The sequence below is a fragment of the Aquitalea sp. LB_tupeE genome, assembly GCF_013391415.1.
Taxonomy (GTDB): domain Bacteria; phylum Pseudomonadota; class Gammaproteobacteria; order Burkholderiales; family Chromobacteriaceae; genus Aquitalea.
Genome location: NZ_JACAXB010000018.1, coordinates 1 through 15226 on the forward strand (window position 1 = coordinate 1; position 15226 = coordinate 15226).

The following is a 15226-nucleotide window of genomic DNA, read 5'->3' on the forward strand; positions in this document are numbered from 1 at the left end:
CAGGCGTCCGGGCGGGTTGATGACGTTGGCAATCATCAAAGCGCGCGCGGTGGCAGGGCTATCAGATGGGGAGGAGTTTGCGGGGGGAAAGGTCGAATTACTGTTACGAATTCTGCCGCATAAAGAGGGGGAGCACGGCAGGCGGCCCGGCAGCGATGCTGCAGAACCGTCGCTGCTTTGCGGGATCGTGCTTGCGCGGCTCAGGACTCCAGCGCGGTGTGTAGTTGTTGCTGCAGCAACTGCAAAAACTGGCTGACGGCGGGGGGCAGGCGGCGGTCCTGCATGATCATCAGTTGCAGCTGTCTTTGTTGCAGCAGCGGTTCGTCGATGTTTTTTGCCAGCAGCTTGCTGCATTCCGGCAGGCCGTGAATGGCCAGGCGGCTGCCCAGCGCAATGGTGTCGGTGTGGGCGGCAAAGCGGTGCAGGGTGCTGGAGTGGCCGCTGCTTAGCAGCGGGCTGAATACCTTGCCCTGTGCGCTGAAGCTCCATTCCAGCAATTGCCGCACGGTATTGCCGCGCTCCAGGATAGCCAGCGGATAACGGGCAAGGTCTTCCAGGCTTAATTCCTCTTGTCCGGCCAGCGGGTGGCCGGGACGCAGCAGTGCACATACCGGTGCCGCGTGTTGCAACACCAGGTTCAGGCCCGGGGTGTGTTCTACAGCAAAGCTCAGTCCGATGTCGGCTTCCCCAGTACTGACCCAGTGCTGTACCTGCTCCGGGTTGCCGCATTCCAGGGTAAAGCGGGTGGTAGGGTATTGTTGGTGATAGACCCGCATCACATCTGGTAAAAAAGCATGGGTAAAACCATCGGTGCTGGCCAGACGAACTATGTCATTGACATTGCCATAATGAGCTGAAATTTCCCGCAAAACCAACTCCGCATCCAGTAATGCACGCCGTGCATGTGCGGCCAGTAGTTCCCCGGCTTCGGTCAGTACCATGCCACGTGCTTGACGCTCGAAAAGCAGTGTGCCGGTTTCTTGTTCCAGCTTGGCAATTTGCCGGCTGATGGCTGACACCGCAACTTGCAGGTTTTCTGCTGCAGCACCCAAAGAACCACAACGCGCTACTTCAACAAAATATCTCAGTGCAATGCCATGCAGCATCCTGTCTCCTCTATTGCCATTTTGGCAAATCAACTTGCTTAAATGGCAATAATGTCAATTGTCATCAATGATTTGGCGTTCTTAGACTGCACCAGCCATTCAACGTTAAACAAGGTGCGAGGTAAGAAATCGATGACGCAAATACATGCTCAACGCACGGACGCAATTGCCAAGTCCCAAGCCTATTTCGATCAAGGTGGTTTATTGGGCGATCTACAACGCCGGGTGGGCTTTCATACCGAAAGCCAGGAACCGGCACAGGCGGCCACCCATCTGGCCTATTTCCAGCAGGAGCTGATACCCAGCTTGCAAGGCATTGGTTTCCAGTGCCGGATACTGGACAACCCGGTGGCACCACTGGCGCCCTTCCTGCTGGCAGAACGGCACGAGGCCGATGATTTGCCCACGGTGCTGAGTTATGGCCATGCCGACGTGGTACGCGGTGATGATGCGCATTGGCGCAGCGGCCTGAGCCCCTGGCAAGTGACGGTGGAGGAGGGGCGTTGGTATGGCCGTGGCACGGCGGATAACAAGGGTCAGCACTCCATCAATCTGGCTGCGTTGGACGCAGTCAGACAAAGCAGGGGTGACAGGCTGGGTTTCAACTGCAAATGGCTGTTTGAAAGCGGCGAGGAAATCGGCTCGCCCGGTTTGCGCGAAATCTGCCTGCAAGAACAGGCCACCTTGCGAGCGGATGTCTTCATTGCTTCGGACGGGCCACGGGTCAGTGCCGAGCGGCCGACCTTGTTTCTGGGGTCGCGCGGCAATGTGTTGTTTGAATTGAATGTGCTGCTGCGTGAAGGCGGCCATCACTCCGGCAATTGGGGCGGGGCACTGCGTAACCCGGCCGTGGTGCTGGCACACGCGCTTTCCTGTCTGGTGGATGCGCACGGGGTGATTCAGGTGCCCGGCCTGCGGCCGCCACCGCTGGACGAGCGGGTGCGCCGTGCACTGGCTGGTTTGCCACTGGCTGGTGAGCCCGGCAGCCCGGCGGTGGATACCGACTGGGGCGAACCGGGCCTGACGCCGCTGGAGCGGGTAATAGGCTGGAATGCGCTGGAAGTGCTGGCGCTGGAGTCCGGCAATGCCCGCAAACCGGTGAATGCGATTCCACCCAGCGCCAAGGCGGTGTGCCAACTGCGCTTTGTCGTGGGGACGGATTGGCGCCATACCCGGCAGCATATCGCGTCGCACTTGCAGCAGCATGGGCTGGAACATGTGCAGGTGCGCATTCTGTCCAGTTCTGCGGCTACCCGGCTGCCGCTGGACCACCCCTGGGTGGAGTGGGCGCTGGCGTCCATCCGCCATAGCACCGGCCAGCCTGCCGCCTTGCTACCCAATCTGGGCGGCACGGTACCGAATGATGCCTTTGCCGACATTCTGGGCCTGCCCACCTTGTGGTTGCCGCACTCCTATCCTGGCTGTGCGCAACATGCGCCCAACGAGCACCTGTTGGCGCCGGTGGCGCGTCAGGCGCTGGGGCTGATGGCTGGCATCTGGTGGGATCTGGGCGAGCAGGGCAGCCAGTTGGTCGCCCAGGCCAGGGCCTACACAGGAGAACACCATGTCAACCGCTAAACCCATCAGCCTGACCCGCATTGTGCTGGCTACTTCCATCGGCAATGCGCTGGAATGGTTTGACATTGCTATCTATGCGTTTTTTGCCGTTTATATCGCCAACAATTTTTTCCCGGCGGGGAATGAAACTGCCTCCATGCTGCTGACCTTCAGTTCGTTTGGTGCCTCCTACCTGATCCGGCCTTTGGGCGGGGTGGTACTGGGCAGCTATGCCGACCGCCATGGCCGCAAGGCCGCGCTGCTGCTGACGGTCAGCCTGATGTTGGTGGGAACCGCCATCATCGCCCTGCTACCCACTTATGCGCAGATTGGCGTGGCTGCGCCCATCGGCATTTTTCTGGCGCGCCTGATTCAGGGCTTTTCCGCGGGTGGCGAGTTTGGCGCGTCCACGGCCATGCTGATCGAGCATGCACCGCACCGCCGGGGTTTTCTCGCCAGCTGGCAGTTTGCCACCCAGGGCTTGTCCACCGTGCTGGCTTCGCTGTTTGGTTACGGCCTGGTCAAGCTGTTGACGCACGACGAACTGCTGGCCTGGGGCTGGCGCATTCCCTTCTTCTTTGGCTTGCTGATTGGCCCGGCAGGATTGCTGATGCGGCGCTATCTGGACGATGCGCATAGCTTCAAGGAAGCCGAGCACACCGCCACGCCGGTGCGTGATGTCCTGCTCAGCCAGAAAAGCATGGTGCTGGCGGCCATTGGCGTGATTACCGTGTCCACTGCAGTCAGTTACATGCTGCAATACGTGCCCACCTTTGCCATCCGTCAGCTGAAGATGGATGCCGCCACCGGTTTTGCCGCCAGCATCCTGGCCGGGGTGATCCTCACCGTGGTGACGCCGTTTTCCGGCTGGCTGTCCGACCGCATCGGGCGGCTCAAACAAATGGCGATGGCCGGTATGCTGTTTGCCCTCACTATTTACCCGGTGTTCCTGTATGGGTCCATGAGCGGCAGCGCCTGGGCCTTGTATGTGCTGGTGGGCTGGCTGGCCTTGCTCAAGTCCATTTACTTTGGCGCCTTGCCCGCGCTGATGTCGGAAATCTTCCCGCCTGCCACCCGTGCCACTGGCATGGCCATTGGCTATAACGTGGGCGTGACAGTGTTTGGCGGCTTTGCGCCGGCCATCATCGTGTGGCTGATCAGCGCGACCGGCAGCAATCAGGCTCCCAGCTTTTACCTGATGTTCACCACCCTCATCAGCCTGGCGGCGCTGGCGTATATCGCGCAAAGCCGACGCGCGCCGCAAGTGCAGCCGTCTGCCGCCTGAGTATGGGGGGATGCACGTGCGTGCGTCCCCCCAGTCATGCAAGATGCGTTGACTTACCCCCGTCCGGCCTTGGACAATCCGCTTTTGCTTTCTCATGCCGGAATGTCATTGGAATCGCTCGCCGACTTTTTCCAGCCGGGCATTGCGCCGGATTCGCTGTCTGCGGTCAATCGCCTGCAACAGGCCTGGCCGTATTTGTCCGTGTTTGTCACGCTGTTTCGCGGTGGCGACGAGGAGGTGCTGATGCGCCTCCTGGTGCTGCGCGAGCTGGGCAGCCGTGCCGACGCCCCGCGCTGGACGCCGCAGGAAATCGCCCAGCGTTTTGCCTACCTCAACGACACCAAGCTGGCCACCATTCTGGGCCGCCTGCGCGAAGGCGAATTGCTGGTGTACGACAGCGATGGCGGCCAGTACCAGCTGTCCGAAGGCGCACGCGTGGCGCTGGCAGCGCTGGCCACCTTGATTGATTTTGCCGGTGATGATGTCGAACTAGGCTACCTCACCAGCCAGGTGGCCGCCGGGCAGGCGGTGGGGCAGTTGTCGGACGACGCGCTCAAGCACTTGCTGGCGCGGCTTAACGAGCTGTATGGCGAGTTTGAAGAAGCGCTGGAGTCGCAATCGGAATTCCGCATCCGCGCTGCCCAGCATAGGCTGGAAGCCGTATGGCGCTGGGTGGCCAAATCGACAGAAGTGATTCGCAGCCTGACTGCCGACGACACGCTCAGCCTGTCCGCGCTGAATCAGGCGCAGGCGGTGGCCTTGGCGCAAAGCCGCATGCTGGCGCTGGCCGGTACTTTCGAGCGCCGCCTGGCGCAGCTGGCCGCGCAGCGCGTGCATCTGGGCAGTTCTGGCCTCACCTCTACCGATATTGCCGACTGGCTGCGCCGTCAAGCGGTAGGCCAACTGGCCGATCAACTGAGCGGCTGCCTGTCCATCAACCCGGAACCGGCCTTCATCGCCACGCCAGAGCTGGCCGATATGGCGGAATTCGAGCTGCTGGCCCGCGAACGCGCCAAGGCGGGCAATACCAGCTTGCCCGGCAGCGTGGCCGCGCCCTTGTCCGGCGAGCTGGAAGTAGAGCGCCTGTTTGCTGCCGAAGCCATGTACGACGAACTGCTCACCCTGGGCCTGCAACTGGGTGAGAGCGGTGCCGACCACATCCCCATCCAGCAGGCAGTGCTGGCCGACAGCTACAACGAAACGGCTTACCGGCTGTCCTTGCTGTCCTTGATTGGCGATCCGGAAAGCCATGGCGATGCCAGCATCGTGGCGGCGCTGGCCAAATTGCCGTTCACCCTGCACGGCGGCGAAGCCGTGATTGAACCCGAACACCCGGAAGTCGCCACGCTGTCTGATGCGCGCCTGCTTCCCCATACCCCGAATTAAGCCATGGAACAGCAACTGAAAACCCTCACCGCCCGTCTGCTGGCGCACCGTGTGGTGCCACGCGGCGATGCGCTGGCACGCAAGGCGCTGCTGGATGATATTTTCCGCCAGGAGCTGGACAAGCGGCTGGCCGATGTCGGCCTGCGGCTGGTGGAGAACCCCTATGCCGAGCACATTGCCGTCGCCCTGCTGCCAGAGATGACCGAGCCGGTATTCGGCAGCGGCGAAGCCTGGCTCAACAATAATCTGGGCCTGCCGCGTGACGGCGTGGCGCTGCTGGTGATCCTGTGGGCGCTGATCATCCTGCCCAAGCGTGAACGGCAGATTGCCCGCGTGGAAGCCGGGCGGGAAAACCAGTCCGATATGTTTGGCGCGCAAAAACCGCTGGAAACCGGCGAAGTCGTGTCCACCGGCGTATCGGAAGATGCGCTGTATGCCGACTTTGGCAAGGCGCTGGGCGGCCGTACCCGTTTCAATGCCAATCTGGGACGGCTGGTGAACCTGGGCTTTGTGGTGCGGCGTAACAAATGGCTGGACGAAGGCCCGATGCTGGATTTGATGATCGACTACAGCCAGCTGGCCCCGCGCATCATCGAAGGCGCGCTGTCCGAGGTACTGGGCCAGCGCCGCAGCCAGGCGGCCGACGCACTGGCCGACAAGACCGCCAGCGCCATCGCCCAGGCAGTACAGCCTACGGCGCTGGATGATGGCGCCAGCCTGTTTGACACTGCTGAAAGTCCCGAAGACGACACACAAGCCCCCGCGCAAGAGGAGGACCGCTGATGTTCCAGATGAAATCGGTAGAAATGGTGCACTGGGACTTCTGGCAACGGCTGGCCGTGCCGCTGGACGCGCAGATTGTCACCATCATCGGCCCCAATGGTTCGGGCAAAACCACCTTGCTGGATGCCATGCGCACCCTGCTGGCCATCAAATGCTCCGGCAAGCGCGACTACAAGCGCTATGTGCGTAACAACCGCGAGCCCTTTGCTTATCTGCGTGGCGTGGTGGACAACCCGCGTCGCCCGTCTGGCGGGCTCTATCCCACGCCCTTCTTTCCCATCGTCAGCGATGCCGTGACGCTGCTGTGCCGCATCAAGAAGCAGGGCGGCGACTGGGTGCGCCATTACGCCATTCTGGACGGCGATGTGCCGCTGGAACTGGCCGAGGCGCAAGCGCAATGGCTGGGGGTGCAGGAATACCGCCGCCGGCTGGAAGTGGCTGGCCTCACCCCGGCCGTGGGCGAGGTGCTGGCGCTGGAGCAGGGCGATACCGACAAGCTGACCGAATACAGCCCCAAACAATTGCTGGACCTGGTGTTCCAGGTATTCGGCGACAAGGACGTGCTGGACAACTACCAGCGCGCCCGCGACGAACAACGCGCCACCGAGCTGGAACTGGAAGCGCTCACCCGGCAGGAAGAAGCACTGGAAGCGCGGGTGGAAACCATGAAAACCCGTGCCGGGCGTTTTCTGGAATGGCGTCAGCTCAGCCAGACCATCCGCCGCCTGCAGGACGAGGCCCTGCCGGTGCTGGCCTATCTGGATGGCAAGAGCGCGCTGGGCCAGACCTGGCAAAACTACCGTGCCGCTTACGGCCAGCTCAGCCGCACCCGGCGCGAACATCACGACACCTTGCAACTGGTGGCCAAGCTCAAGGCCGCCGAAGTGGCCGCTGGCGAAGCACGCCAGGCGGCTGAACAAGCCCGCTTGCAGGCGCAGGAGCAGTTCATGGCCGCCAAGGCCGAACACGCCAGCGTCAGCGGCCAGCTGAAAGAGCGCGACCGCCTGCAAGCCCTGGCCAGCCGCGAATACGGTGCCGATGCCGCTGCGCTGTCCGACAAGCTGTCCGGCCTGCGTGGTGAAACCGAGCAACTCAAAGACGGTCTGCGTGAGCTGAACCGTCAGCGTATCGACCTGAAAAACCATGTCGAGGCACTGGAAATCGGCCGTGGCCGCTCGCCGGAAGAAGTGCGCCAGTTCAAGGCAGCGCTGGACGAGGCCAATATTGGTCACGCCATGTTGTCCGACATCATCGAGGTGATGGACGCTGGCTGGCAGGGCGCGGTGGAAGCCATGCTGCGCCCCTACCGTCATGTGGTGCTGCTGGAAAATCCACAGCAAAAGGGCGAGGCCTGGCGCTTGGGCGAAAAACTGCGTTTCCGCCATTTTGTAGTGCCGGAACGCAGCAGCCCGCCGCCCGCACGCAAGGGCAGCCTGCTGGAAGTGATCCGCTTTTCTGCCAATGCACCGGACTGGCTGTACCAGCAGCTGAACAAGGTTAGCCGGGTGGAAAACGCCCAGGCGGGCGCTGCTGTGGATGGCGACTGGATTACCCGCGACGGTTACTTCCGCGAACGACGCGGTGCGCGCCATATCGGTGTGGCCGCGCATGAATTCGCCTTTGGCGAAGGTGCCCGTCAGTCGCGCCTGCTGGCGCTGCGTGACGAGCTGAAGCAGCTGAACGTGCGCATTCTGGCCGACGAAGAACGGCTGGTGACCATCACCCGCGAAGCGGCCGGCCTGGCCGAATATCTGGGCGGCATGGACGCCATCCGCCAGCTGGATAGCCGTGCCGAAGAATTTGCCGCACTGGCCGCCCGGCTGGACAGCCTGCAAGCCCAGCAGCAAGACTTGGGCGCGCAACTGGCCGAAGCCAGTGCCACCAAGGATGCGGCAGACCAGCGCTACAGCGATGCGCGGCTGGAGCACGACCGCATCTGCCAGCGCGAACAGGAAAGCCTGTCGCGTTACGACGGCAAGCGTCAGGAAGTGGAAAACAGCCGCCGCCAGCTGCGCCGCCTGCTGGCCGAACTGCGCGAGTGGGCCGAGCGCCTGCCCGCCGATGCCCTGGCCGCCGAGCATGTGGCCGCGCTGGAAGAGGAATACGAAAGCGCCGCCGATGCGCGCCACCAGCTGAATTACCTGCAAGAGCGGCTGCAAGGCGGCGAATGGGAAACCGACGAGTCGGTACTGGCGCTGCGCGACAAGCTGGCCGACGACCTGGCGCAGATCGACCGCGAACGCCAGCGCCGCCAGAGCGAGGTGGACCGCTCGCGCGAGCTCACCGACGATGCCCGCGCTGCTTATATGGGCAAGCTGCGCGCCACGGTGCGGGCTTATGGTGGCAATATCAAGCGCCTGGGCGAGCTGGCCGGTATCGGGGTGGATGTGGAACTGCCCACGCTGGAAAACGACGACGCCGCGCTGGCGCAGGCCGGGCTGACGTTGCGCTTCAACTTCGACCAGAAGGGCCTGATGGGCATGAACGATGGCGAGGCTTCCGGCGGCCAGCAGGTGATGAAATCGCTGATTCTGCTGATTGGCCTGATGATGGACGAGGCCAATCCCTCCGGCTTTGTGTTCATCGATGAACCCTTCGCCCACCTCGATATTTTCAACATCGACCGGGTGGCAGGCTTCCTCAAGGCCACCGAGGCGCAGTATCTGATCACCACGCCCAACACCCATAACATCAATATCTTCGCGCCATCCGAACTGACGCTGGCCACCCGCAAAAAGCGGCCGGGCGAGCAATGGGCCCCACCCATCCTGCAAACCCGCCGCCGCGTGGATGCAGCGCAGTCCGACGCGCAGGCCTGATGTAGTCGCCGGGCGGGAAACTTGTTGCTGCCCGGCGGTCTACTCCTTTCACCCTTTACTCTGGCAGAACCCCATGTCCAGCTGGCTTGCCCGTATTTCTCCGGAACTGGTCGAACGCCTGCCCATTGGCGCCCGCGGCCACCATCTGCTGCTACAGCCCACGCTTGCTCCCACGCCACTGCTACTGCCCCAGACCGACCAGGCTTTGCTACAGCGCTGGCTGGCCTTGCGCGTGATGCGGCAGCGCTGGACCACCCTCGTGGCGCAAAGTGGTGATCCAACCCAGGCCGAAGATTTGCTGCGTCGCCTGCTGGAGTGTGGCTGGTGTGAGGTGGAACTGCATGCCGAGCCTGACCGGCTAGGCCAGTGGGAGCCGTTCTGGGTCAGCTGGCGCGAGGTGTACCAGCTGCGCAGCCTCATCGGCCTGCCGGATGCCGATGCGCGTGATGAAGTAGTGCAGCTATGGCGCGGCTGGCAGCCGCAAAACCCGCAGCTGCAAGCCCTGGCCGACAGCCTGACCCAGCGCGTGCAGTCCTCTACGCTGGAACGACGCTTGAAGATTGCCCAGGGGCTGGATAACTGGCTGACAGCCGGGCTGTGGGGCACGGAGCGGCAGTTCTCGCAATACGCGCTGGGCCGCAGCAAGGCCTTTGGCGAGGCCGATCGGCGCTGGCTGGCCGAATTTGGCATTGCGCTGGAGGCCTGTGGCATCTCGCGTCATACCCCGCACGTTTTCCTGTCCGGCCCGCTGACGCTCTATGCCGCCGGTCAGCCACTGTTGTCAGCCGCCTTGTTGCAAGGCGGCCTGGCGCTGGCACCGGAAGCACTGCAACAAGTCGATGCAGTTCGCGGTGCCGTGCAGATGGTGCGTATTGTGGAAAACCTTAGCGTGTTTGAAGTGCTGACCCGGCAAGCCGAGCCGGTGCTCACCATCTGGGTGCCGGGTTATCCGCACCCGCGCTGGCTGGCGGCAGTGGGGCATGTGCTGGCCTTGCTGCGCTTGCCGGTGCAGGTGGCGTGCGACCTGGACCCGTCCGGTGTGGCCATTGCCCTGCAGGTGGGCGAGCTGGCTGGCAAGGCCGGTTGTGCCTGGCAACCCTGGCGCATGCAGGCTGATGAGCTGACGCTGGCCTGTGGCGGCCAGCCACTGACGGTGGACGACCAGCAGGCGCTGGCGCGGCTGGCGCGACAGTCCTTGCCGCCGATGTTGGCGGATTTGTGTGCTGCCATGCAGGAGCGTCAGCTGAAGGTGGAGCAAGAAGCCTTGTTCATCGCCCATGCCGGGGATATGGCTGTCAGTTGATGCGGCCTGCCGTGCAGTAAGTGACAATACCGAGCGCTTGCTTGATAATCAAGCTGATTGATCATCAATGTGGAGCGCCCATGCGTACCCTGACATCCTTGCTTGGCAATTCCCAGAAACTGGACGGCGGTGCCATGTTCGGCAATGCGCCACGTGCCATGTGGAGCCAATGGCTGGCCCCGGACGAGGCCCACCGTGTGCCGCTGGCCTGTCGCTGCCTGCTGGTGCGCGAAGAGGACGGCCGCCGCATTCTGCTGGAGGCCGGTATCGGCGCATTTTTTGCGCCGGAACTCAAAGCCCGCTATGGCGTGGTGGAAGACGGCCATGTGCTGCTGGACAATCTGGCCGCCGCCGGTTGCAGCCATGAAGACATCGACGTGGTGATACTGTCTCATCTGCATTTTGACCATGTCGGCGGCCTGCTGGCCGCCTGGGATGGCGGCCCGGCCCGGCTGTTGTTTCCCAAGGCGCAATTCGTGGTCAGCCGTAGCGCCTGGCAGCGTGCCAAAGCGCCGCATGCGCGTGACCGAGCGTCGTTTATTCCCGAACTGATTACCCTGCTGGAAAACAGTGGCCGACTGGTGCTGAGCGATGGCGAAACACCGGACTGCCTGCCGGCCGATTACCGTTTCCACCTGAGCGACGGCCATACCCCCGGCATGCTGCTGACCGAAATTCCGCTGGAAGACGGGCCGGTTGTCTATGCTGCCGACTTGATTCCCGGCGCACCTTGGGTGCATGTGCCCATCACCATGGGCTATGACCGCTTTCCGGAGCAGCTGACCGACGAAAAGCGCCAGTTGCTGGAAGGCTTGCTGGCCCGGCAAGGGCGGCTATTCTTCACTCACGACCCGCAGCACGCCATGGCCTGGGTGAACCGCGATGCCAAAGGCCGTTTCCATGCGGCAGACCACCTGGCGCGGCTGACAGCACTGGCGCGCTGACTGTGGCATTTGTTTAACATTCTTGACAGGGCAGGGCGGCCCGGCTGCCGCAGCCAGCCTGCGGTAGAAAGCAGGCTGTATGTTGGCTAAGTCATTGTGTTGTTTGATCAAATAATACGACAATATTATTGATGTTTTCAGGTAAGTTATTGTTTATTTGATTGTATCCAATATGGTTTGATCAATTTACAATGAAAATATTCAACAGGATATCGACAGCCCCCCCTTGTCCCGCTTATGCTGCTACGCAGATTGATGCTGATGCCTTGCTGCTTGCAACGTGCAGGCAGGTGTCAGTGGGGAATACATCTCGTGGGGGATGTCGTTGACCGGGGCTACGGCTCCGGTTTTTTTTTGCCTGGCCTGTGATGCAGACAAAAGACGCGGTGTCGAGGCCGGCAGCAACGTGATGCACCCCCAATCCCCGTGGCGCGCGCCGCAGTAGCCGGGATCGGGCAAGGTTTTAAGCCGCCGCATGTTCGAGCCATTCGACGTTAGCGAATGGCGAGTTCGGCGGCGCCTTGCCCGGCGCGGATACGGCGGAAATACGCGCAACCCGGGGTCGCCTGGGGGTGCAGGGGAGCTGGCGACGCAGCTCCCCTGCCTGCACGGCGGGCAGCCCCGCCATGAAAACAGTTCCGCGTAGCGGGCAGAGAAGGTGAGAAGACGCAATCCTCATCCCGGCCTGCTCGCCAGCGTGAGAGCATGCATGTTGCGCCGCAAAACAGTTGCCAGCCTTCCACCCGGCATGGCATGGTTGAAACCATGACCTCACCGCGTTCTTCCCATACTGCCGCTTACTGTCTGCTTACCCTGGCCGCCCTGTTCTGGGCCGGAAATTTTGTGCTGGGCCGTGCTGTCCATGCCAGTATTCCACCGCTCACCCTGGCTTTTGGCCGCTGGCTGATTGCCTTGCTGGTGTTGTTGCCTGTCGGTCTCAAGCCCATGCTGGCGCAGCGCCAGTTATGGCAGCCGCACTGGCGACGCATCATCCTGCTGGCCTTGCTGGGCATTGCCAGTTTCAATTCGCTGGTTTATCTGGGTTTGCAGTCCACCAGTGCCACCAATGGCGTGCTGCTCAATTCCTTCATTCCCATCCTGATCGTGCTGCTGGGCGCGCTGTTTTTCCGCCTGCCGCTTAATCGTGGCCAGCTGGCTGCGGTGCTGCTGTCCTTTGCCGGGGTGCTGCTGCTGGTGGCACATGGCGAACCGGCGCGCTTGCTGACGCTGGATATCAACCACGGTGATGCACTGGTGTTCTGCGCCATGTTGGCCTGGGCCGTGTATACCCTGTTGTTGCGAGGCCTCCCCGCCGGGCTGGACCGGCTGGGTCTGCTCACCTTGCTGGTGGCTATCGGCCTGCTGGCCATCCTGCCGCTGTTCCTGCTGGAATATGCCCAGGGACGGCGGGCGGTGCTGAATGTCACCACGCTGGCCAGTTTTGCCTATGTCGGTACCCTGCCGTCGGTGCTGGCTTACTATTTCTACAATCTCGGCGTGGCGCGGGTTGGTGCGGCGCGGGCTGGCAGCTTTATCCATTTGATGCCCGCCTTTGGTGCCGTGCTGTCCATGCTGTTGCTGGGTGAGGCCATTCATGGCTACCACCTGCTGGGGATTGCTGCCATTCTGGGCGGCGTATTGCTGTCGGCGCGCAGCGCTGGACGTTAACAGCCGCTGACAAAAAACTGCAGCGTCGGCCTGCCCTGCATCAGGGGCGCGATGCTATTTTGTTAGCCGCGCACAATGAACTACAGGCTACGCTGGGCGTGGCCGGGAAAGGTTGAATCATGAGTCGTTTTTGGAGTCCGGTGGTGCACCAGCTCACCCCTTATGTGCCGGGCGAGCAGCCCAAGCTGGATACGCTGATCAAGCTCAATACCAATGAAAACCCCTATGGCCCGTCGCCCAGGGTGCTGGAGGCCATCCGCACCGCCACCGACGACAGCCTGCGCCTGTACCCGGACCCGAGTGGCGACAAGCTGAAAGATGCCATCGCCAGCTACCACGGCGTCAGCCGCCCGCAGGTGTTCGTGGGTAACAGCTCGGACGAGGTGCTGGGCATTGTGTTCCAGGCGCTGCTCAAGCATGAGCAGCCCTTGCTGATGCCCGACATCAGCTATGGTTTTTACCCGGTGTACTGCGGCCTGTTCGGTATTCAGGCGCAACAGGTGCCGCTGGATGACAGCCTGTCCATCCGGGTGGAGGACTACCGTCAGCCCTGCGGCGGGGTGATTCTGGCCAATCCGAATGCGCCCACTGGCCGCCTGCTGCCGCTTTCCGCCATCCGTCAGCTGCTGGATGACCATCCCGATCAGGTGGTGGTGATCGACGAAGCCTATGTCGATTTTGGTGGTGAAACCGCCATTGCACTGGTGAAGGACTATCCCAACCTGCTGGTGGTACACACCCTGTCCAAATCCCGCTCGCTGGCCGGCTTGCGCGTGGGCTATGCGGTGGGTGATGCCACGCTGATCGAGGCACTGGAGCGGGTGAAAAACAGTTTCAACGCCTACCCGCTGGACCGGCTGGCGCTGGCCGGGGCGGTGGCATCGTTCGAAGACGACGACTACTTCCGCCACACCTGCCAGGCGGTGATGCGCACACGCGAACAACTGACTGCGCAATTGCAGGCGCTGGGCTTCGAAGTATTGCCCTCGGCGGCCAATTTCGTGTTTGCCCGCCACCCGCAGCACGACGCCGCCATGCTGGCTACCGGCTTGCGTCAGCAGGCGGTGATCGTGCGCCACTTCACTGCGCCACGCATCAACCAGTATCTGCGTATCAGCATTGGTACCGATGCCGAATGCGCGCGGCTGGTGCAAGTGCTGGGCAGCTTGCTGTCCTGAGACTGCTGGCCAATTTCAACCCGCTAAAGGAACTGACATGAGCGAGCAAGATCGTGCCGCCGGCAAGGCCCGCCGCACCCAGGTAATGGGCGAGGCCTTTGTCGAGCGCGCCATGAGTAATCTGGATGGCTTTTCCGCCCCCTTGCAGGACTGGCTGAACGAACACGCCTGGGGCAGCACCTGGCAGCGCGAGGGGCTGGACCTGAAAACCCGCAGCCTCGTCACCTGCGCCATGTTGGCGGCGCTGGGCCGCAGCACCGAACTGAAAGGCCATGTGCGCGGTGCCATCAACAACGGTGCCAGCCTGGTGGAAATCCGCGAGGTGCTGTTGCACAGTGCCGTCTACGGCGGCGCACCAGCGGCAGTGGAGGCTTTTCGTAGCGCGCGTGAAGTGCTGAACGAGCTGGGACTCAAGCTGGAAGAATAGGCTGACTGGCGGCAGGGTTGATTTTCTGCCGCCAGGCCCCACACTGAATGGATCTCCACCCCAGGCGGCCAGTCGCAGCATTGGCCGCCTTTGCCTGAAGGACATGAAGATGGCATCTGTAACCCTGCGCGGTAACCCGGTTGAAGTGGCAGGTACCCTGCCGGTCAAGGGCGACAAGGCTCCGGCCCTGACACTGACCAATGGCGATCTGGCCGATGTGACCCTGGCTGATTTCGCTGGCAAGAAGAAAATCGTCAACATCTTCCCCAGCGTGGACACCCCGACTTGCGCCACTTCGGTACGCAAGTTCAACGAAAAAGCCGCTGGCAAGGCCGACACCGTGGTGCTGTGCGTTTCTGCTGACCTGCCGTTTGCACAAAAGCGCTTCTGCGGTGCTGAAGGCATCGAAAACGTGGTAAACCTGTCCACCTTCCGCAATGCCGACTTCCTGCAAGCCTGGGGTGTGAAGCTGGCTGCCGGCCCGCTGGCTGGCCTCACTGCCCGTGCCGTGGTGGTGCTGGATGCCGACAACACCGTGTTGCACAGCGAGCTGGTAGCCGAAATCGGCAGCGAACCCAACTACGAAGCCGCGCTGGCCGTGCTGTAAGCAGCCTGTTTTGTTGACAAGCCCCTCTCGCTTTCCATCAGGAAAGCGAGGCCCCCTTACAGGGTAAGGGCGGGGGGATAGGGAATAAATGGAAGGCTGCGAAAGTAATCAGTAAATCGAAAGGCCCGGCTTTGCCGGGTCCAGTGCAATTGAATCAAATAAC

The 15226-nt window shown here is 62.2% G+C and carries 12 protein-coding genes; 11 read left to right on the forward strand and 1 reads right to left on the reverse strand.

Going from position 1 to position 15226, the window contains the following annotated elements:
• Positions 1–200 precede the first annotated feature (200 nt).
• Positions 201–1106: a LysR family transcriptional regulator gene (locus tag HWX34_RS09535; RefSeq protein ID WP_178972026.1), complete on the reverse strand. Its 906-nt coding sequence runs from the start codon at positions 1104–1106 to the stop codon at positions 201–203.
• A 132-nt stretch (positions 1107–1238) separates the two neighbouring features.
• On the opposite strand from HWX34_RS09535, the gene HWX34_RS09540 reads away from it, so the two are divergent.
• The 11 genes from HWX34_RS09540 to tpx all read left to right on the forward strand — a co-directional run bounded on the left by HWX34_RS09540 (position 1239) and on the right by tpx (position 15063).
• On the forward strand, positions 1239–2684 hold the full coding sequence (locus HWX34_RS09540) for a M20 family metallopeptidase (RefSeq protein WP_178972027.1): 1446 nt from the start codon (positions 1239–1241) through the stop codon (positions 2682–2684).
• Entirely contained in the window at positions 2671–3948 is a 1278-nt protein-coding gene (locus tag HWX34_RS09545; RefSeq protein WP_178972028.1) for an MFS transporter, read from the forward strand. The genes HWX34_RS09540 and HWX34_RS09545 overlap by 14 nt, the downstream gene beginning before the upstream one ends.
• 102 nt (positions 3949–4050) lie before the next feature.
• Positions 4051–5334: a hypothetical protein gene (locus HWX34_RS09550; protein ID WP_178972029.1), complete on the forward strand. Its 1284-nt coding sequence runs from the start codon at positions 4051–4053 to the stop codon at positions 5332–5334.
• A 3-nt stretch (positions 5335–5337) separates the two neighbouring features.
• A complete protein-coding gene (locus HWX34_RS09555) occupies positions 5338–6117 on the forward strand; it encodes a hypothetical protein (RefSeq protein WP_255496658.1) in 780 nt (259 codons plus the stop codon).
• On the forward strand, positions 6117–8936 hold the full coding sequence (locus tag HWX34_RS09560; RefSeq protein WP_178972030.1) for an ATP-binding protein: 2820 nt from the start codon (positions 6117–6119) through the stop codon (positions 8934–8936). Before HWX34_RS09555 ends, HWX34_RS09560 begins: the two co-directional genes overlap by 1 nt.
• Positions 8937–9009: 73 nt before the next feature.
• Positions 9010–10239 (forward strand): DUF2399 domain-containing protein, encoded by a 1230-nt coding sequence (locus HWX34_RS09565; protein ID WP_178972031.1) that lies wholly within the window; start codon positions 9010–9012, stop codon positions 10237–10239.
• Between the two features lie 80 nt (positions 10240–10319).
• Positions 10320–11183: an MBL fold metallo-hydrolase gene (locus tag HWX34_RS09570; protein ID WP_178972032.1), complete on the forward strand. Its 864-nt coding sequence runs from the start codon at positions 10320–10322 to the stop codon at positions 11181–11183.
• Between the two features lie 765 nt (positions 11184–11948).
• Positions 11949–12851: a DMT family transporter gene (locus tag HWX34_RS09575; protein WP_178972033.1), complete on the forward strand. Its 903-nt coding sequence runs from the start codon at positions 11949–11951 to the stop codon at positions 12849–12851.
• A gap of 119 nt (positions 12852–12970) precedes the next feature.
• Positions 12971–14029: a histidinol-phosphate transaminase gene (gene hisC, locus HWX34_RS09580; protein ID WP_178972034.1), complete on the forward strand. Its 1059-nt coding sequence runs from the start codon at positions 12971–12973 to the stop codon at positions 14027–14029.
• 37 nt (positions 14030–14066) lie between these two features.
• Positions 14067–14456 carry a carboxymuconolactone decarboxylase family protein gene (locus tag HWX34_RS09585; RefSeq protein WP_178972035.1) on the forward strand — a complete coding sequence of 130 codons (390 nt, stop codon included), beginning with the start codon at positions 14067–14069 and terminating at the stop codon, positions 14454–14456.
• Between the two features lie 109 nt (positions 14457–14565).
• Positions 14566–15063, forward strand: a complete 498-nt coding sequence (tpx, locus tag HWX34_RS09590) for a thiol peroxidase (RefSeq protein ID WP_178972036.1) — start codon at positions 14566–14568, stop codon at positions 15061–15063.
• Positions 15064–15226 lie beyond the last annotated feature (163 nt).